This is a genomic window from Paeniglutamicibacter sp. GQ140 (assembly GCF_059759235.1).
The window spans coordinates 22,181-41,462 of sequence record NZ_JCAXDW010000013.1; the positions used below are offsets into that span (position 1 = coordinate 22,181).

13 protein-coding genes are annotated in these 19,282 nt (G+C 64.3%); 1 reads left to right on the forward strand and 12 read right to left on the reverse strand.

Annotation, left to right across the window (positions count from 1 at the left end; genetic code table 11):
* From AC6CHY_RS16245 to AC6CHY_RS16285, 9 genes are all read right to left on the reverse strand, one after another.
* Positions 1-1,476 carry a lipopolysaccharide biosynthesis protein gene (locus tag AC6CHY_RS16245; protein WP_498227392.1) on the reverse strand — a complete coding sequence of 492 codons (1,476 nt, stop codon included), beginning with the start codon at positions 1,474-1,476 and terminating at the stop codon, positions 1-3.
* 70 nt (positions 1,477-1,546) lie between these two features.
* Positions 1,547-2,668 (reverse strand): DegT/DnrJ/EryC1/StrS family aminotransferase, encoded by a 1,122-nt coding sequence (locus tag AC6CHY_RS16250; protein WP_498227393.1) that lies wholly within the window; start codon positions 2,666-2,668, stop codon positions 1,547-1,549.
* Between the two features lie 231 nt (positions 2,669-2,899).
* Positions 2,900-3,571, reverse strand: a complete 672-nt coding sequence (locus AC6CHY_RS16255) for a PglD-related sugar-binding protein (protein WP_498227394.1) — start codon at positions 3,569-3,571, stop codon at positions 2,900-2,902.
* A gap of 6 nt (positions 3,572-3,577) precedes the next feature.
* A complete protein-coding gene (locus AC6CHY_RS16260; RefSeq protein WP_498227395.1) occupies positions 3,578-4,744 on the reverse strand; it encodes a DegT/DnrJ/EryC1/StrS family aminotransferase in 1,167 nt (388 codons plus the stop codon).
* A gap of 1 nt (position 4,745) precedes the next feature.
* Entirely contained in the window at positions 4,746-5,765 is a 1,020-nt protein-coding gene (locus AC6CHY_RS16265; protein ID WP_498227396.1) for an NAD-dependent epimerase/dehydratase family protein, read from the reverse strand.
* Positions 5,762-6,856: a Gfo/Idh/MocA family protein gene (locus AC6CHY_RS16270; RefSeq protein ID WP_498227397.1), complete on the reverse strand. Its 1,095-nt coding sequence runs from the start codon at positions 6,854-6,856 to the stop codon at positions 5,762-5,764. The genes AC6CHY_RS16265 and AC6CHY_RS16270 overlap by 4 nt, the downstream gene beginning before the upstream one ends.
* Positions 6,856-8,433 carry a sugar transferase gene (locus AC6CHY_RS16275; RefSeq protein WP_217388680.1) on the reverse strand — a complete coding sequence of 526 codons (1,578 nt, stop codon included), beginning with the start codon at positions 8,431-8,433 and terminating at the stop codon, positions 6,856-6,858. Before AC6CHY_RS16275 ends, AC6CHY_RS16270 begins: the two co-directional genes overlap by 1 nt.
* A 574-nt stretch (positions 8,434-9,007) precedes the next feature.
* Entirely contained in the window at positions 9,008-11,695 is a 2,688-nt protein-coding gene (locus AC6CHY_RS16280; RefSeq protein ID WP_498227398.1) for a LuxR C-terminal-related transcriptional regulator, read from the reverse strand.
* Positions 11,692-14,262, reverse strand: coding sequence for a helix-turn-helix transcriptional regulator (locus AC6CHY_RS16285; RefSeq protein WP_498227399.1), 2,571 nt, complete (start codon positions 14,260-14,262; stop codon positions 11,692-11,694). Before AC6CHY_RS16285 ends, AC6CHY_RS16280 begins: the two co-directional genes overlap by 4 nt.
* 651 nt (positions 14,263-14,913) lie before the next feature.
* Here AC6CHY_RS16285 and AC6CHY_RS16290 point away from each other — a divergent pair.
* On the forward strand, positions 14,914-15,366 hold the full coding sequence (locus AC6CHY_RS16290) for a VanZ family protein (protein WP_498227400.1): 453 nt from the start codon (positions 14,914-14,916) through the stop codon (positions 15,364-15,366).
* Between the two features lie 118 nt (positions 15,367-15,484).
* On the opposite strand, the gene AC6CHY_RS16295 is transcribed toward AC6CHY_RS16290, so the two are convergent.
* The 3 genes from AC6CHY_RS16295 to rsmA are packed head-to-tail and all read right to left on the reverse strand — an operon-like array spanning position 15,485 to position 19,131.
* Complete coding sequence (locus AC6CHY_RS16295) at positions 15,485-17,293, reverse strand: ABC-F family ATP-binding cassette domain-containing protein (RefSeq protein ID WP_498227401.1); 1,809 nt, start codon at positions 17,291-17,293, stop codon at positions 15,485-15,487.
* 18 nt (positions 17,294-17,311) lie between these two features.
* A complete protein-coding gene (locus AC6CHY_RS16300) occupies positions 17,312-18,253 on the reverse strand; it encodes a 4-(cytidine 5'-diphospho)-2-C-methyl-D-erythritol kinase (RefSeq protein ID WP_217388675.1) in 942 nt (313 codons plus the stop codon).
* Complete coding sequence (rsmA, locus tag AC6CHY_RS16305; protein ID WP_217388674.1) at positions 18,250-19,131, reverse strand: 16S rRNA (adenine(1518)-N(6)/adenine(1519)-N(6))-dimethyltransferase RsmA; 882 nt, start codon at positions 19,129-19,131, stop codon at positions 18,250-18,252. Before rsmA ends, AC6CHY_RS16300 begins: the two co-directional genes overlap by 4 nt.
* Positions 19,132-19,282 lie beyond the last annotated feature (151 nt).

The window sequence follows — 19,282 nt, forward strand, 5'->3', positions numbered from 1 at the left end:
TCAGCTTGCTCCCTCGTCGTCGATGCCGGACGCTGCTTTCCGCCTGGACCCAAGGCGGAAGGCGCTCGACCACAGCCGAACGGTTACCGCGAAATAGACCGCTGCACCGAGACATCCGCCTATTGCCAATTTCCAGCCGTCGCTGTCCATCGTGGAGGTCGTCAACCATGCGCAAGCGCCGGCAAGCAATGCTGCCAGGGCAGGTCGACGAACAGCTCCAAGCACCAGGGATAATTTTGCATTCGTGGACTTGCGCACGGCACGAAGGTAGGCGGGCAGCGTAACAGCACTGACCACGCTGATGTGGGCGATTCCAATCCCCACCAGACCGCCAAAGTGTATGCCGGCGTAAAGGGCCGGAATCAGCGCCACCAAGGCCACCACTTGTACGGTGAACAACACGCGGGTTCTGCCGGTGGAAATAATGATGTTGGCAAAGAGCAACCCCATCACGGACACCACGCCGTAGAGCGAAAGCACGGCAAGCACGGGGCCGGCCGCAGACCACTGCCCGCCATAGATTGTCGTCACGATTGGCGTGGCAAACACTCCCGAGAAAACCGCAATCGGCATTGAAACGAGGGCCACGGTACGAACAGCCTCTACCAGCGCGGCGTTAATCGATCCGTGGTCACGTCGGACCGACGAAAATGCCGGCAGCACTATTCCATTCAGCATGGCCCCTATGACAGCGGTGGACCACATGCAAATGTTGAATGCCATCATGTAAACGCCCACATCGGCCGGCGTCATCATTCTGCCGACAAAAATGTAGTCCAAGTTCAACAGAAGTTGGCTGAGGATATTTGCCATCGCCAGCGGAATGCCGAATTGCAGCAGAGGGCGCATGTATACCTTGTTGAACCCAGGCAGGTAGTTCTTGCCCACGCACGCCATCATGATGACCCCGGCTACCAGCTGACCGACGACTCGAGACCACGAGAAGGCTGCCGCACCGTCACCGGACAGCGCAATGAGGACCAATACTGCGCCGGCCGGCACGAAGGACACAACACTGGCCCGGAAAAGCAGATCCTGCCTGAAATTCCTTTGCAAGAGTGCCCCGGGAACGGCAAACGGGCCGATGAGGGCGACACTGATGGCCAAGATGCGCAGTGGATCCTCGGCAGCGGGCGAACCCAGGAACCTGGCCAGGGGCCCCGCCACTGTCGCCATCACGGCACCGAGAACCAAGCTGGTGGCCACCGAGATCGTCACGACAGTTGGCGCAATCTTTTCTACGTCGATGTCTGCCCTGGCGATTGCCGACGCCACTCCGAGTTCCGCGACGCTTACCAGGACTGCCTGGACCGTTACGGCCAGGGCAAAAACGCCAAATTCTTCCGGGGATACTATCCGGGCGACGAAGGCCATCAGCACGATATTGCTGACCCTCAATAGCAGGGTGCTGGCCCCGGTCCACAACGCACCCGAGCGGACGTTCCTCGCGAGCCCCCCGGGGACCTCGGCCGCCATGGGATGAGCATCGTGTGAGGAGAGGGAAGGCAGTCCCGCCGTGTCCTTGCCCATCGAATATGCACCCCCCCTATAGCGACCGACGCAGTGCTTCAACCACGCGGCCCTGCTGTTCGGCAGTGATATGGGGGTATAGCGGCAGTGAAAGGATACGTGTTGCCGCCAGCTCTGCCACCGCGAACCTTCCCTCGGGGTATCCCAGGGACTCCAACGCTCTGGTTAGGTGCAGGGGATGCGGGTAGTGGACCGCGGCTCCAATACCTGCCTCGTTGAGTGATTTGAGCACGCGGTCACGCTCGGGGACCCGGACGACGTACAGATGCCAGACGTCCTCGTTACCCGGTGCGCTGCGCGGGGCAACGACATCCTGAAGGTCCATCAGCATCTCCGCATACCTGGCCGCGGCCTGCCGGCGCTGTTCGTTCCAGGCGGCCAGGCGCTTGAGCTTGGCATTGAGAACGACCGCCTGAACCGTATCCATCCGGGCATTGATTCCGAGGACATCATGTTCGTACTTGCTGGCGCTTCCGTGGGCACCCAGTGTCCTGGCCCGTTCGGCAAGCGCCGCGTCATTCGTGATGACCGCCCCGGCATCACCTGCAGCTCCGAGGTTTTTCCCGGGGTAGAAGCTGGTTCCAGCAGCCATGCCGATGGTGCCGGCGGCCCTGCCTCTTCGCGTTGCCCCTTGGGACTGCGCGGCGTCCTCAATGATTGCCAGGCCGTGGACGGCGGCCAACGGTTCAAGTTGTTCCACGAAGGCGCTCTGCCCGTAGAGGTGAACCGGCATAATCGCACGGGTACGCCCCGTGATGGCCCCGGCGACCGCTTCAGCGTCGATAAGCAGGTAGGTGGGGTCCACGTCGACCAGCACGGGGACCGCCCCGGCCCGGCAGACCGCTTCCGCGGTGGCTATGAAGGTGTTGGCGGGCAGGATGACTTCGTCGCCTGCGGTGATTCCCGCGGCGCGAAGTGCCAGTTCCAGGGCATCGGTCCCGTTGCTGGCGGCAATGCAATGCCTTGCTCCGAGGAATTCAGCGTAGGCGCGTTCAAACTCGGCTATCTGGTGTCCGCCAATGAACGAGGTGTTGCCAAAGACCTCGGCCAGACCCACAGCGACTTCGTCCTGGATTTCGGTTTGTTGCGCCCGCAGATCCACGAGGGGAACGCCGAGCGTCGTGGCTTTCATGGTCATGGCTTCACCGGACCGCGGCACAAACTCCGGTGGTCTGCGAGCGCCCCCGATTTCATGGCCTTGCACGATTGCGGGGCATTGAATGACGCACGCAGCGATGGACAGGCGCCTCGGCCCCCTGATGCGTTCCCATGGTGAAGCGGCGGTTGAACCACGTCGGGCTGGAATGCACCCGTACCCGCGTGACGTGGGCTTGAAGTTTCCATCATTACTATCGCTCCCCCAAGAGCCTCAGGACACGCGTAGCGCATCGTTGTCGGTTGGTTTCCGTGCTTCCCGTTCCAGGCTGCGGGCGGGGTTCCCGGCCCAGATACTGTGCGCTGGTTGGTCCTCCAACAACACCGCGCCCATGCCAAGGGTTGCCCCCTCGCCTACGGCTAGTCCCTGCCTGACGCTTGCATTCATTCCCAGGTAGGCAGCGGAACCTATCCGGCTGCCGCCTCCCAGCACAACTCCCGCCGCCAGCGTCGCATAGTCCGACAGCCAGTCGTCATGCGTCAGGACCACCCTGGGCATCAGCACCACGTGCTCCCCGACCTCGACATCACAGGTAAGCACGCAACCCGGCAGGATGATGCTGCCCCGTCCCACCGTTGTTCCGCTGCCGATGCTCGCGCCGCGCCCTACATGGGTGGCGTAACGCTCGGGTCCCACCCCGAGGGTGAGCAGGCGCTTGACTATTGCTCTCCGCGTTGTGCCCGCCCCCGCGCAGACCAGTAGCAATTCGCTGCCTTCGGCCGCGCTGTCGATGCTGCCCCGGACTTCCATGCCCGCAAGTCTGCTGCCCCACAATGTCTCTGAATCATCGAGCATTCCCACCACCTGGTGGTCGCCGGTGGACATGATGGAGGATGCCGTTTCGCGGGCCAATCCCCCGGCGGCAATGAGCAATACCTGTGCCACGGCAGCCTACCCCCGTGGATCCGCCAGCGCATCGATGACCCGCTTTTGGTCATCGTCGCTGAGCTGGTGGTAGAGGGGCAGGATCAACGTGTTCCGGGTCAGACGTTCGGTCACCGGCAGTTCCGCCGCAGCTGAGCCTGCGTAGGCGGGTTGAAGGTGACTGGCCATGATCCCCCGGCGTGCAGATATCCCCCGTTTGCCCAAATGTTCCAGAAGGCCCTCGCGATCGAGCGGGTATTCGGAAAGCACCTCGACCCAGCACGATTGGAAGTTGGAGGTGCCATACCCGGGGTCACGCACCAGCCTGAGTCCGGCGATCTCGTCGAGCGCTGTCCTGTATCTTTCTGCGAGTTCTCGGCGCCGGGCGACCATTTGGTCGAGTTTGCCCAGCTGCACCAAACCCATGGCTGCCTGCATGTCTGTCATGCGGAAGTTGTATCCAATCTCGGAGTAACTTTCCTGCGGTGCGACAACGGCCGAGTGCCGTTCCGCCGCAGAGATTCCCATGGCGTGTTCTCGCAGGGCGCGTGCTCGCTCGGCCCATTGCTCGTTGTTGGTTGTGAGCATCCCGCCCTCCCCGGTAGTCAGCAATTTGCGGGGATGGAACGACCAGGCGCTGACATCGGCTCCCCATCCCACCGGTTCGCCTTGATACGTTGATCCGGCACCGCAGGCCGCGTCCTCCACGAGCTTGAGCCCCATCGTGTCGCACCATTGTCGAATGGGAGATAGATCCACCGGAATCCCTCCTTGGTCCACGACAATGACTGCGCTGGTTGCAACCGTTAGTCCTCTTTTCAGGGTTTCGACCGTAACGTTTCCGGTGGACCTCTCAACATCAACAAAGACGGGATGTGCCCCCACATAGGTGGGAGCATTGGCCGTGGCAATGAACGAAAATGAGGGAACCAGGACGTCGTCGCCCGGCCTGACTCCCGCGACGAGAAGAGCCAGGTGCAGCGCAGTGGTGCAATTCGACGTGGCAACCGCGAAATCAACTTTTTGGTGGGCGGCAAACGCCTTTTCAAAAGCGATGGTCCGGGGCCCCTGGGCCACCCATCCGGAGGCAATCACCTCGGAAATCGCCTGTGCCTCCTCGGCGCCCAGCCATGGCTTCATCACATTGATGCGTTCAAGGATTTGTTGAGGGGTTGAAGCCGTGGTGGTGCCCATGTCAGTTCCCCCTGCCCTTGCCAATGAGCAGTCGTCCCGTCGCAACTTCCTCGCGAAGCGGGGCCCACCATTCGACCAGCTTCTCCAGCCCCTCCTCCAGCCCGGTGGTTGCCTCAAATCCCAGATCGCGTCGGGCCGCGGAGGTGTCGGCCAGCCTGCGTACCACCGAGTTCACCGCCCGCTCGGGGCCGAAGTCGATGCCCAGGTCCGAGTCCATGGCCACCAATAGCGTTTCCGCCAGTTGCCGCAGGCTGGTTTCGGTCCCGCTGGCGACGTTGTACACGCCCTCGTTGATGCCGCCGGCCGCCGCGAGCAGGTTGGCACGTGCGATGTCCTTCGAGAAGACGAAGTCCATGGTCTGGCTTCCGTCACCGAAAATCAGCGGCGGCAGCCCGTCGGCGATGCGTTCCATCCACCGCACCAGCACCTCGGTGTAGGCGCCGTGGACATCCATGCGGGGCCCGTACACGTTGAAGTAGCGCAGCATCACGTAGTTCAGGCCGTACATGGCACGAAAGCTCTTGAACATTCCCTCGTTGAACGTCTTGGCCGCGCCGTAGAGGGTGTCGTTGTTGTACGGATGGTGGCGCTCGGTCGTGGGAAATTCCTCCGCCATGCCGTACACCGAGGCACTGGAGGCCGCAACGATCTTGGGCACCCTGGCCTCGACGACAGCTTCCAGGACGTTGAACGTTCCGTTGACCATCACGTCCACCGCCAGTCGTGGGTCCTCGGCGCATTGGGTGATGCGGATCGCGGCCTGGTGGAACACCGCGTCCCGCCCCTGCACGAGCTCCCTGACCAATGCCCTGTCGGCGATGTCCCCCTCGATGAGGTTGACCTTTCCGGTGGCCAGCGCCTCGGCGATGTTGCTCCGGCGCCCGCGCACCAGGTTGTCCAGGATGTCGACGCGCGCCGCACCGGCCGCCAGCAGTTGGTCGACGATCTCCGAGCCGATGGTTCCGGCCCCGCCCGTCACCAGATAGCGACCCCCCGCCAATGACTTCAGGTTCTCGTTCATGATGCAGTCTCCAAACTGGAATCAGGATTGTGGGTTTGCGGCAACGAACCGGTTGCCAGGCTTGCGCTTGCCTCTTCAAGGACCTTCAACACGCGCAGCGCCGAGAGCCCGTCGGTCGGCGCTGCGTTGCCGGACCGAATGCTTGCGGCCAGCTCGGCCACCATCAAGCCCAGGGGCTCGAATTCCGATAGTGCGGGCGACCAGGTGTCGCCCAGCCGGTATGAGATGGTGGCGCCTTTGCGGTCCTCGGCATCGGCCCGGATCATCGCCTGGCGGTCAAGGTTGACCCCGCGGTCGAAGATGCTCAGGCGCTGTTGCGGGTTCAGGTCGTCCCAGACCAGGGTCTTGCGGCTGCCGCCGATCACCATTTGGCGGATCTTGGTCGGGGAGAGCCAGTTGACGTTGATGTGGGCCAGGGCCCCGTTGTCCAGCGGCATGTTCATGTAGCCCACGCAGGCCTTGCCGGCGTTCAGCGGGTCGGCGCCCTGGGCGGTGACCGACAGCGGGTTGAGGCCGCCGGGAAGCACGAAGTCCAGGATGGACAGGTCGTGCGGGGCCAGGTCCCAGAAGACATCCACGTCCGGCTGCACGAGGCCCAGGTTGATGCGCACCGAGTCGATGTAGAGGATCTCGCCGAGTTCGCCGGCTTCCAGGAGCTCGCGGATCTTGAGCACCGCCGGGGTGTAGCAGTAGGTGTGGTCGGCCATCAGGATGAGCCCGGCGGCACGTGCAGCTTCCACCATCTCGGTACCGCGCACGCTGTTGTCGGCCAGCGGCTTCTCCACCACGACGTGCTTGCCCGCGGCGAGGGCCGCCATGGCGATGCCGTGATGGGTCCGCGCCGGCGTGGCAATGGCAACCGCATCGATCGCGTGGTCCCGCAGCAGCTCCTCGACGGAGGAGACAACGGCTGGCTCTCCCGTTTTGCGTGCCAGTGCGGCGGCACGTTCCAAGTCCATGTCGCAGATGGCCACCAATTCCCAGTCGGAACTCATTGCAAAGTTGCGGGCGAGGTTGGGTCCCCAATAGCCGGCGCCGATCACGGCAACGCGCAGTGCGGGGTAGACGCTCGTTTCGGGTGCGATGCTCATCAGTAGGCCCCTTCCGGTTGAATCATGACTTTGAAAGTGCGCCACACGATGCGCAGGTCGCTGAGGACCGTCCAGTTCTCCACGTAGTACAGGTCCAGCCGAACGCTTTCCTCCCAGTCCAGGTTCGAGCGTCCGCTGACCTGCCACAGTCCTGTGACCCCGGGCTTGATGTAGAGCCTGCGGTAAGTGTGCCCCTCGTATTCGGCGACTTCCCTTCGCAGCGGCGGGCGCGGACCCACCACCGACATGTCGCCCTTGAGGACATTGAGGAACTGCGGCAGTTCGTCCAGGGAGTGCCGGCGCAGCCAGCTCCCCACGCGGGTGACTCGGGGGTCGTCCTTGAGCTTGAACAGCGGGCCCGCTCCCTCATTGTGCAGCTGCAGGATGGCCAGTTGTGCCTCGGCGTCCTCCACCATGGTGCGGAACTTGTACATCTTGAACGGAGTGCCGTCGCGGCCGGCGCGCTCTTGCTTGAAAAAGACCTTCCCTGGGCTGTCCAGGCGGATGACCAAGGCAATGACCAAAAGGATCGGAGAGAGCATCAACAGCACGGCGGCCGAGAACGCGACGTCCATGCCGCGCTTGAGTCCGTAGCGCCAGCCCGTAAACGCGGGCAGGTCAACGTGCAGCAGCGGCATGCCGTCCACCGGGCTCATGCGCACTCGGCGGCCGGAGACGTTGGTCAGCGAGGACACGAGGATCAGCTGGGTGGCACAAGTTTCCAGCCGCCAGCCCAACTCCTGGATGGCGCGGTTTCCCCCGGTCAGGGGGCCGGCCACCACCAACGCGTCGGCGCCCAGGCGCCGCACCTCTTCCTCGATTCGGCCCGAGTCGTAGATCAGCGGCAAGGTCGGGTCCGCCGCGCGGATCTTGTTCTCCGCGTCGATGTCGGGTTCGCCATCAAGGAGAACCCCGACCACGCGGTAGGCGGGGCCCGACTTTCGGGATATCTGGCGCACCACGTAGGGGGCGTCCTTGGCTTGGCCGTAAATCAGGACGTTGCTCAATGCGAAGCCCCGCGCCCGTTGGACTGCCAGCCACTGGCGCCATCCCCACCTCCCGATCAGGAGTGCGCCGAGACCCACAGGCAGGCTGAGGACGACGAAAATTCGCAGGTCGGTGCTGTCGGTGACAAGTGCCAGGCTCCCTATGGCCCCGGCCAGCGCGACGGTTGCATAGGCGAGGAACTTGTATTCCTGCATCCCCACGGCGATTCGGCCAATGGCACGGGTCCTAAAGAACCTCAGGCTCAGGATCCAGCATCCGCCGATGATGATACCGGCCAGGGCCAGACTATGCGGCGGGGTGGCGGCAAGGTTCGTCAATCCGAGGTTCTGGGCCAGTACACGGCCGCCTCCCCCGGCATCCGGGACCGCACCCATCGCCACCGCGGCCGGCAGGACGCAAGCCAGACAGATGATCAAGACGTCGGTCAGAAGCAAGCGGCGGCGATAGCTTCGACCGCCGACTCCGGTGTTGGCGCCGGCAACCGAAGAGGTGGTCGTCAGGGTCGAAGACGTCCAGGCCCGAATGATGCCAAGCTTGCGCCCATCCAGTTTTCCACTAATTTGCGTCATGACTTGCCCCCACGGTGCGACCTGGATCGGCACCGTGGAAAAGGGCAAAGTGTTCAGCCCGTTCTTTACACATTTGTGCAATCTCCCCAATGATGCTGTGACAATTCCGGGGCCCCCAAGTTCCCACGCGAGTGGTCATGCGCCCCGGTCAACACCGATCGTAAGTTGCGAGCCAAAGTCAGGCACGAGTGACCCGACACTCGTTTATCCACGTACCGGACGAAAAGGACACTCGGTCGCTACTCGGTCAATACCAGCGCCACACCTAATTCGGATTGCGGGGCCGAAGAAACAATCAGGCCCCATGCCTGGCGCGTGGTGCGCTCGGCATGGGGCCGGATCGGATAGGGGACCGACGGTCGCTGGGGGGTGGACTTTTTAGGGTCCGCTGGCCGCCGGTCCCGCCCTAGGGATGAGTCCAAACCCGTCGCAAGCGACGGGAATTAGAGGTAACTCGTTCGGACAGGACTTAATCGCATTTTTCCTGCGTTTCTCCCTGTAAAAGAGCTTACGTAGCCCCGACATTCCTTGACACGCGTGGTCACTACTTCAACATTGCGTGGATTGCGTCTACTCAGCTGCCGCCATTACCCGACTCGCGGTCCATGTCGTTCAGTTCCGAGCGCTCGGAAATACCCAACTTGGAGAACACCCGGTAGAGATGTCCTTCCACTGTCCGTTGGGAAACGGTCAACGCCCGGGCAATCTGCGCATTATTCATCCCCGAACGTGCCAGATCCACGATTTCCTTTTCCCGTGCCGTCAGTTCCGTGAAGGCCAAGGCCCGGGCAATGTGGTTTTCGGCCACCAGGCCCTGCTCATCGATGATGCGCCCCACCTGGCGCAGGATTGCACCGCAGACGCGCGGTTCCCCTTCGGCCAGGTATCTAAGTGCTGCTCTGGTCAACGCCTCGGTCGCGATGCGGAAATCGCCCTGATGCAGGGCATCTCGCCCCAGGCTCTCCAGGGCCTCGGCGTCGTTCATTCCCCGTGAAGAGACCAGGCGTGCTGCCAGCGTCGCCCGGGGTCCCTCGTGGCCTCGGACCAGGTACGCCAGCCGCTCTTGGGCGGGATCGCTTTGCAGCTCCTCGTGGTCCAATTGCGCTGTTTTCCATAGCAGCAATTCGCGTTCGACGAGCGGAAAGTCGGAAACCTTTTCGTGCCCCAGGGGATGTCCCATGCCCGCGGCGACTGCCCTGGCAAAGAGGCGACGGCTGGAAGGGGTCTCGGCCAGGGCTTCTGCTCGTTGCCGGTCATTCGATGCGGGATCTCGACGTTGCCGTGCACCTCGGTCGGACACGGCAACACCGGTTTGTCCCGAGGTCCATTGATACAGGCGCAATGCCAGCGCCAACAACTGGGCGGGGTCCCTAAGGCGGAGTTCCATGACGGCTTCGGCAAGTTCCTCAGTGGCTGCTGCTTTCCGGCCTTGCAACAGGTCACCCAGCCCATGAAGCAGGGCGAGCATGCCCTGGCGATGGACGATCAAATGAATGGATTGGCCTTGGTACGAATCGATGAACTCATTGGCCTCGACGTACCGACCGCATATGATCAGGTTCCAGCCCACCCGAAAGACTGTCTTTGACTGGTAGGTTCCCTCCAGCCGAGGATTCTGTCCCAGACCCTTGAGCACTTGACGTGCAAGATCCAGCGCAGTCTCGTTGCGTCCCTCGATGCTGTTGAGGTCACTGAGCAGGGACAGCACGACGAGGCACCCCTCGGGGGTCATGTCGGGATCCTCAAGAAGGTTTTCCAGCTCGGCCGTTGACGGGCGTTCCGCGTCGGGGGTGTTCAAGGAGCTCCAGCGCTCCAGGAGCAGCTCCGCGGTTCGATGTCCTCTTAGGATTTCGCCACGGCCGGAGTTGTCATCGAATTCACTGGCACGGGCTTCCCACAGTCGCTCGATGGCTTGCCTGTCATGGGCCTCGACATCGAGGTTGCTCAGAACAATAAGCAATTGCATATATGCCGAGGTCAGCATGGAGGCATCCCTGGCCTGGTCCAGGAGCCGGACCAGCAGCGACCGAGACGAGTAATATCGACCCATTCCCAGTAGCACGGCGGCTTCCAGTAGCGTTCCCCGCTCATTTCGCGCCGCGATGTCCGAGGCGACGCACAACTTCCACGCCAGCTCGAAGTCCAAGGCGTCCGCTGCCTGTTGCACGGCACGGAGCACCACGTCGGTTTCGGCTTCGACGCCGATTTCGATTCCCCACAGCACCTGCGTGGGTGTGGGTTGTAGGCCTAGGTCTGCGCGCGCCCTGTCCCACACGGCGAACAGCTCGGCCTTCCGCTGCGCCGGGACGAGCTGGCGCAACATGGTTTCATGCAGCGCGGAGTTGATGCGCATCGTGGAATTCGTGGTCTGCCGCAGTTCCCCGGAGTCGAGCAGGTGTCGGTAGGGCATATCGCAAATCGACAAGAGCTTGCTCGGCAAGGGACCTGCGAGGGCCAGCATTTCGAGCGTGCCCTGTTCTGCATGAGGGGTAAGTCCGTGAATTTCCGTCACCATGTCCGTCAACCGGTCGTCCACCGCCGGCAATGGGCGCGCAAGGATCCAGATGGATGGCGCATCTCCGCTGTCGTGGGCAAACGCCCGGTCGTTGAACAGGATTCCCTGCTCACGACAGGATTCCACGTTGGCCCGGACGAAACTCGGATTCCCTCCGCTCGTGGCCAGGATGATCCTTGCTGTTCCCTCGCTGATCTTGCCGCCAAGCTGCTCCTCAACGAGTGCCCGGACGCCCTCGAGGCCAAGCGGCTGCACAACGATGGTGGATAGTGCGTCGGAATCGGAAAGCGCCGCCAGCGCGGAACCGCTGTCAATGACGCCGGCGCCGATGGCGACCAATTTCAGGGCAGCGTTTTCCATCAGGAGCGACAATACGAATGCGGATTCGGTGTCAAGGTGGTGTGCGTCCTCCACCACAACGACGGGTTTCACGTCCCCCGTGGCGGCGGCCTCGAGTGCCGTGTTGATTTCGCGGAGAACCTCAACAGGACCCTCGATGCGTTGCAGGGAACCCAAATATGGTGACAGGACGCCATAAGGCACCTCTGAGAGGGTGGGGCTGCAATAAAGCCTCATCACCGGCGCGGGCGCATCGGGGTGTGCCAGCACCGCCTCGACCAGGCTTGTCTTGCCCATGCCTATGCTGCCAAGGACGATGGCGCCACTGGGCTCCGGACTAGTGACAATGTTGAGCAGTTCCCGGTATTCGACCGAGCTTTCCCTGCCCCTGTGGCTCGGCTTGCTCATCTCTTACCCGATGCACGCCTGGTGGCTCTGTCAAGGGCGGTGAGCTCCTGTCGATTTCGTACCTGCAGCTTGGAATACACCTGGTACAAGTGGCCTTCCACGGTACGGATCGAAACTCCGCTGCTGCGGGCAATCTCGGAGTTTCCACGGCCGTCTATGGCCAGAAGCGCCACCTGTGACTCTCGTTTGGTCAGTTCCTTCATCCAGCTGGGCAGTTTCTCCCCCGGTGCCTTTTCCGCGGCTAGGTCCTCGCTTTGGTTGCCTGCATATTGGCGCCTCAGACGGGACAAGTAGGTCGCCAATCTGCGTTGTTCCTTGGGGTCCATGAATTCGACCAACGCATTGGTGGTAGGGACCGACAACAGCACCTGGCCGGATCGTCCCAGCTCTTCCAGGACGTTGGGGATTCCGCTGCGTTCCTCGTTGCAAACTGCCGCCGCCAATCGCGCATAGTTCAGCGCAACCGAACCCTGGCAGTCCCCGGCGACTCGGTGGAGACGATCTGCAACCCCAAAATGCCCCAACCTGAGTGCCAACGCCAGCGTGTGCATCTCCAATCCCGCGTATCCGGCGTCATGGACCTTGTCGGCAAAGGCCGCGATCCGGGACTGCCCCGAGCCCGGGTCATTGATGCGGGCCACCGAAAGGGACGCAAAGACCTCAGCCACCCAGGAAAAGAAGTTCAGCGGCATTGCGGACGGTGCGGGTTCCTGCTCCTGGAGCAGGAGTTCGGTGGCCTCGGCACTCTGCCCGATGGACACCAGCGAAAAAGTCGCGACAGCTTCCACAGCTGCACGTTCGGCCACGTCCGGAGTGAACACGAACTGTTGCATGGCGGGATTAAGTGCCTTCAGGGCGAGTTCGGCCTCGTCAAAAAGACCGAACAGGATGCCCTGGACCGCATCGGCGTAGGCGGTGACCCTCGGGTTGCTGTATTGGCCGCTGGCCAACACCCCTGCCCGGTGTGCGGCACCCCTCCAATCCCCCGCCATCAACTGGGTCTGCAGCAGCATGGCTTCGAGCTCGGCAGCTTCGTCTGCGGGGAAGATCTCGTCAAATTGACCATTGATCCTTAGCCCGGCCAGGTCGTCGCTGATCTGTTCGACTGCGTTAAGGGCGTCGCCTTGCCGTGTGCGGGATGCCCATTCGAGAGATTGCACCGTCAATGCCCGGAAGTGCAACGATTCGGTGTGCCACTCGTTGCATTCGTCCAGGATTCTGTCCGTTTGCCTGTCGCTGTCCGGGCGCCCGCCATTCACGCCCATGAGAATTCGATTTCTGAGAAGCTCCAGTTCCTGTCCGGCCGAAGCCATTCGGTCGCCCAGGCCGTTCCCGTGAGGTGCTTCCTTGAATCCTGCCTGGGCGCGTGCCAACACGGTTGCGGCCTCGTCGGTTCGACGGAGCCTCAGCAGCGCCTTCACGTGCAGGTTCAGGATGGCGATCCGGTGCTCCGGGTCGCGCGGCCAGGCCTCGGCGGCAAAACCGTCCACGCCGAAGTCCTGGGCCACGGCGACCATCTCTTGGACGGCTCCGGTGTCCAGCAATGCGCGCATCGAAGTACGCGCCAGCGCGGCGGCCGGATCGGTGTGCAAGGTGCTCAGGCGGTCTTCAACGTTCAGTCGCAGATCCTCGTCGAGGCTTTCGCGCAACAGGATCGACAGCAACGGAACACCGATTTGCACCTGGTCGATGGGTCCCTGGACTATGCGGACATGTCCGCCTCTGCACAACGCGTCCAGTTCCTGCGCCGACCCGTTTCGGTGCACCACGTCGAGTGCTATCGGACCGCCGATGGCCAGGACCTGCAGCAACTGGCGCTCGGGTTGCTTGAGACCGGAGAGCATCGAGTTCATCAGGGTGTTCAATGCCGGCCCGGTACCGAGCCCTCCCAGCCTCAGGACCCATACGCCCCGATGCTGCTGCAGTTGCCCGTCGGTGACCCAGATGCGGCACAGCTTTAACATCAGGTCGCGGCTGTTGTCGGTCAGATAACGCAGCGTGGCGGCGGCCAGCATGGACATGGACCCGCCAAGTTCATGCTCCAGGAAAGTGCGCGTCTCGCCCATGTCCATGCTGCGCAAGCTAATCCTGGCCAGCCGACCGGAGCGGTACAGCGACAGGACGTCCTGGGGAAGGTCCTGAAGACGTTCGCACATCACCACCAGGACGATCTTCCGCATGGCGGCCAGTTGCGCCAGAATCGATGCCGACTGCTCGTCGACGAGCTCGGGCCGCCCGAGAAGCACCACCGCCGGATGCCCCAAGGGGCAGAGAATTCCAGCAATACCGTGGATGACTTCGTGCCGAGTGGCTTCGATGCCGACGTCCAGGCGCGACAGCAGGAAGGCGAGGGCACCCCTGGGCACGCCCGCTGCAAAACTGGTGCCGTTGAGCCTGATGAGTTCCGGTTTGACCTCGAGGCGGGAGAACCCTGCCTCGAAGGCATCCTGGCGCCCGTTGCCCGCGGGCCCGATCAACACGGCCCCACCGCCCTCGGGGTCTGTGAGAATCGCGTGGATCAATTCGGCCGGGTCGGCCGGCGCCAACGAAATGCTGGTCTCCCCCAAGAGCCCAGTTGGATTTCGAAAGCGATTTTTAGTTAAAAATAGCGAATACTGCATCGTCAAAACCGTCCCCAAAATCGGTTCTTTCCCCAAGTACGCCCAGATGCATCGGCGTTGATGGCCATCTTAGACGGCAAGCGTCGAGAAATCACTAGTTGTTGGCCTTACCGACCCCCCAGCCGGCAAGAGCACTACGCATGAAGTGTTCCTTGGTGCTCCCATCCCCCAGGGCGGCAACCACCGATGCCCACCGAATCCGGCTCGATCCGAGGTAGCCGCTGCTTCACCGTCCGTTTCCTTCAGTTCAAAGTCTCCCGCGCGGTTTCGCGTTGCACAAGGGGTAGCGGCCGAAGAGTACTGTCAGCGCCGGCTCCGGGTTGTTCCGGATGCCTTGTCGACCCGACGGCTGCGCGCCTCGATTGGCTGGCGCGGATGCTTGCCAACGCCCGGCGGGCTCGTGCACAGTTGACCAAACGGGCCATTCGACCGGCGCGGCAGAGGGATGTGTGGGGCAATGCCATGGACGCAGACAGGATCGTCATGTTCCGGGTGCACCCGGACCGTGACCGGTGAAGATTGCTTCACGCGCTCGACCCGCAGGGAATCACCGGCAGCGGGCCGCCGTATCCCGCCGGGCATCCCCCGGAGCGAACGATGACATCGCGATCGAATGTCCGGCGCCGAGCCGCCACGGCGGTTGCCGCCTACCTGGCGATCGTCTTCATGGTGGCGTTCATGCTCCGCCTCGGGGACATGCGCCTGCCGGAAACCGTGGGCGGCATCCTTGGGGCATTCCAGGGCCGTGGCATGTTGCAAGGCGTGCGTTTCGGCCATGTCGAGGCCGCCGCCAATGTCCTGTTCTTCGTTCCCCTGGGCCTGCTGCTGCCGCTGGCCTTTGCCCCTCGGAGCCCTATTGCCGGGTGGCTTTGCGCCGTGGCGCTTTCAATCGGCATCGAGTTGGTTCAGTATTTCCTGCTCGATGGCCGAGTGGGTTCCGTACGCGACGTTATCTGCAACGCCCTGGGTGCGGCATCCGGTGTGCTGCTGACGCAGGCCGCCCTGCTGGCCAGGGCGCGGCGCACCCGGGGAACCATCCAGTCGATATAGCACCCAGTGGACGGTTCGCCCGGTTTGTGCCTGGCCCCGCCGGCGCGGTACGCCCGCGTCCGCGGCATTTATTGCAGGTTCGCGGCCGGCCGCGGGCGGTGGCGGGGCTAATCCGAGGCTATTCGCTTACGGTTTCCGCGGCCTCAAGCCAGGCCATTTCCAGGTCTTCCTTTTCCAGCTCGACGCCGCGCAGGGTGGCATTGAGCGTGGAGACCTCGTCGAACTTCATGGCCTCGGAAGCCACTGCCATCTGGGCGTGGAGCTTGGCGACCAGCGTTTCAAGCTTGCCCATCTGGCGCTCGATGCGGTTCAGTTCCTTGCGGGCCTCGCGCTTCTCCGCCTCGCTGGGGCCCGTGGACTCGGGTGCCGCGGCGGGGCCGGATTTGTCGGTGGGCGCACCGGTGTTGCCGCCGCCCTGGGCACCGGCACGCAGCTCCAGGTATTGGTCGACGCCGCCGGGCAGACCGCGCAGCTTGCCGTCGCCCAGCAGTGCGACCTGGTGGTCGGTGACGCGTTCGAGCAGGTAGCGGTCGTGGGAGACCACCACGAGGGTTCCGGGCCAGCCGTCGAGCATGTCCTCGATGGCGGCCAGGGTGTCGGTGTCCAGGTCGTTGGTGGGTTCGTCGAGCATGAGCACGTTCGGCTCGCCGATGAGCAGGCGGAGCAGCTGCAGGCGGCGGCGCTCACCGCCGGAGAGCTCCTTCACCGTGGTCCACTGCTTGTCGGTGCCGAAGCCCAGCTGCTCGGCGAGCTGCCCGGCCGAGACCTCCTTGCCGCCGACCTCGAAGGACATCCGTTCGGCCTTGATGACCTCGATCAGGCGCATGTTGGCGACCTCGTCGAGCTCCTTGACCTCCTGGGTGAGGATCGCGGTCTTCACGGTCTTGCCGCGCTTGATCACCCCGGACGTGGGCTCGATCTGGCCGTTGAGCAGGCGCAGCAGCGTGGACTTGCCCGCGCCGTTGACGCCCACGATGCCCACGCGTTCGCCGGGGGCCAGGCGGAAGGTGATGTTGTTGAACAAGGGCTTGGGCGTGCCGAAGTCCAGGGTCACGTGTTCGAGGTCGAGCACGTCCTTGCCCAGGCGGGCGGTGGCCATCTTGTTCAGTTCCACGGTGTCGCGGGCCGCCGGCACGTCGGCGATGAGGGTGTTGGCGGCCTCGATGCGGAACTTGGGCTTGGCGGTGCGGGCCGGGGCTCCGCGGCGCAGCCAGGCCAGTTCCTTCTTGACCAGTTGCTGGCGCTTGTTCTCCACCACGGAGGCGGTGCGGTCGCGCTCGGCCCGGGCCAGCACGTAGGCGGCGTAGCCGCCGTCGAACGGGTCCACGGTGCCGTCGTGCACTTCCCAGGTGCGCGTGCAGATTTCGTCGAGGAACCAGCGGTCGTGGGTGACCACGAGCAGGCCGTTGGCGTTCGCGCGCCAGCGGTTCTTCAGGTGCGCCGCCAGCCAGGCGACCCCCTCGACGTCGAGGTGGTTGGTGGGCTCGTCGAGCATGATGACCTCGTGCTCGCCGATCAACAGCTTGGCCAGGGCGACGCGGCGCTTCTGCCCGCCGGAGAGCGAGTTGACCTCGGCGTGCCAGTCGACCTCGCCGACGAGCCCGCCCATGACCTCGCGCACCAGCGGGTTGGAGGCCCATTCGTGGTCGGCGGCCTCCCCGACGATGGCCGCGCCCACGGAGAGGTCCCCGTCAAGCACGTCGGACTGGTCCAGGTAGGCCACCCGGACGTCCCCGCGCTTGGTCACCCGGCCCTCGTCCGGGCTCATGCGTCCGGCCAGCAGCCGCATCAGCGTGGACTTGCCGTCGCCGTTGCGCCCGACCATGCCGATGCGGTCCCCGTCCTCGAGCCCCAGGGACAACGAGTCAAGGACGGTACGGGTGCCGAAGGACATGGAAACGTTCTCGGCGCCGAGCAGGTGGGCCACGGTGTGGTGCTCCTTTGGTTAAGGGGTGTGAATGACGGTGGGCAGGATGCCGGCGCCGGGGACCGGGCCGTGGACCTGCAGGGTTGCAACGCCCGCTTCGTCGGAGAGCTGGGTGATGATTTCCGCGCCGTGCGCCTGGTCGCGGGCGAGCAGTGCCAGGGTGGGGCCGGAGCCGGAGACCAGCGCGTGCAGCGCACCGGCCGCCTCGCCCACGTCGCGCACCACGCCCAGTTCGGGGGCCAGCGCCAGGGCGGCACGGGTCATGTCGTTGACCAGCAGGGGGGCCAGCGCGTCAAGGTCGCCGTCCAGCAGCGCCCCGACCATGCGCGGGTCGACCTCGGTGGGGGTTTCGACGTGTTCGTTGGCCCGGAGCCGGTCGAGCATGCCGTAGACCCGCGGGGTGGACAGGCCGTAGGAGGCGGGGACCAGCACCCAGTCGGTGCGGGTGCGCAGCAGCAGCGGCGCCAGCTCGTCGCCCACGCCCAGGCCGACGGCGGCGCCGCCCTGCAGGGCGAAGGGCACGTCGGCGCCCAGCCGGGCACCCAGGCGGGCCAGTTCCTCGCGGTTCAGCCCGGTGCCCCACAGGGCGTTGCAGGCCACGAGCGCGGCAGCGGCGTCCGCCGATCCCCCGCCCATTCCCCCGGCGATCGGCACGCGCTTGGTGATGCACAAATCGACCCCGGCGTAGTGGCCGGTGTGTTCGCGCAGCAGGGTTGCCGCCTGGACCACCAGGTTTTCCGGGCCCAGCGGGAAGGACTCGGGGTCCGAGACAGCGGTGGAATCCGGGTGCAGGAAGACCTGGATTTCCTGGTCCTCCCGGGCCGTGGCCGAGACGTCCTCGTAGAGCGAGACGGCCAGGTAGAGGCTGGCCACCGAGTGGTAGCCGTCTTCGCGGGGCGGGCCGACCCTGAAGTAGCAGTTGATCTTGCCCGGGGCCCGGGCAACGACGGCATGGGTCATGGGGCTGCCGGCTCGTGCGCGACCTTTGCCTCGGCGATCGCGGCGAATTCGGCGATGCCGAGCTTTTCCCCGCGGGCCTGCGGGTCGATGCCCGCTGCCAGCAGGGCCTCCTCGGCCAGTGCCGGGGATCCGGCCCAGCCGGCCAGGGCGGCCCGCAGCGTCTTGCGGCGCTGGGCGAAGGCCGCATCGATGACGGCGAAGACCTCGCGCCGGGTGGCGGTGGTTTCCGGCGGCGTGCCGCGTTCGAAGCTGACCAACCCGGAATTGATCTTGGGCGCGGGCCAGAAGACATTCATGCCGATGACACCTGCCTTGCGCATGGTGCCGTACCAGGCGCCCTTGACCGAGGGCACCCCGTAGGTCTTGTTGCCCGGGCCGGCGGCCATGCGGTCGGCCACCTCGTCCTGGACCATGACCAGGCCGTGGCGCAGCGAGGGGAAGTGCTCGAGCAGGTGCAGCACCACGGGCACCGCCACGTTGTACGGCAGGTTCGCCACCAGCGCGGTTGGCGGGTGCTCCAGCTCGGTGACCTTCATCGCGTCGGAAAGGACGACGGTGAGGTTCTGCGCCTTTTCCGGGCGCATTTCGGCGACGGTCTGCGGCAGCCGGGCGGCGAGCTTCGGGTCGATTTCAACCGCCACCACGCGGGCGGCGGCATCGAGCAGGCCCAGGGTCAGCGAGCCGAGGCCCGGCCCGACCTCGAGCACGGTCTCGGCCGGATCAAGCTTGGCGGTGGCCACGATGCGCCGGATGGTGTTTCCGTCGATGACGAAGTTCTGCCCCAGGGTCTTGGTGGGGCGCACGTCGAGTTCACCGGCAAGGCGGCGGATCTCGGTGGCGCCGAGCAGTGGTGGCGGGGTCGATTCTACGGAAGTCACGTCTCAATCCTAGTTCAGGGGCCCGCGGCCCGCCGACCGGGGCGTCGTCTGCGGCGGGGCCACGGCGGGAAATTGCCGCCATGAACAATGGGTCCCGCCCTGTAGAAGGCGGAACCCATGGTTCATCGTGACATCAGGTGCACCTGTGCGA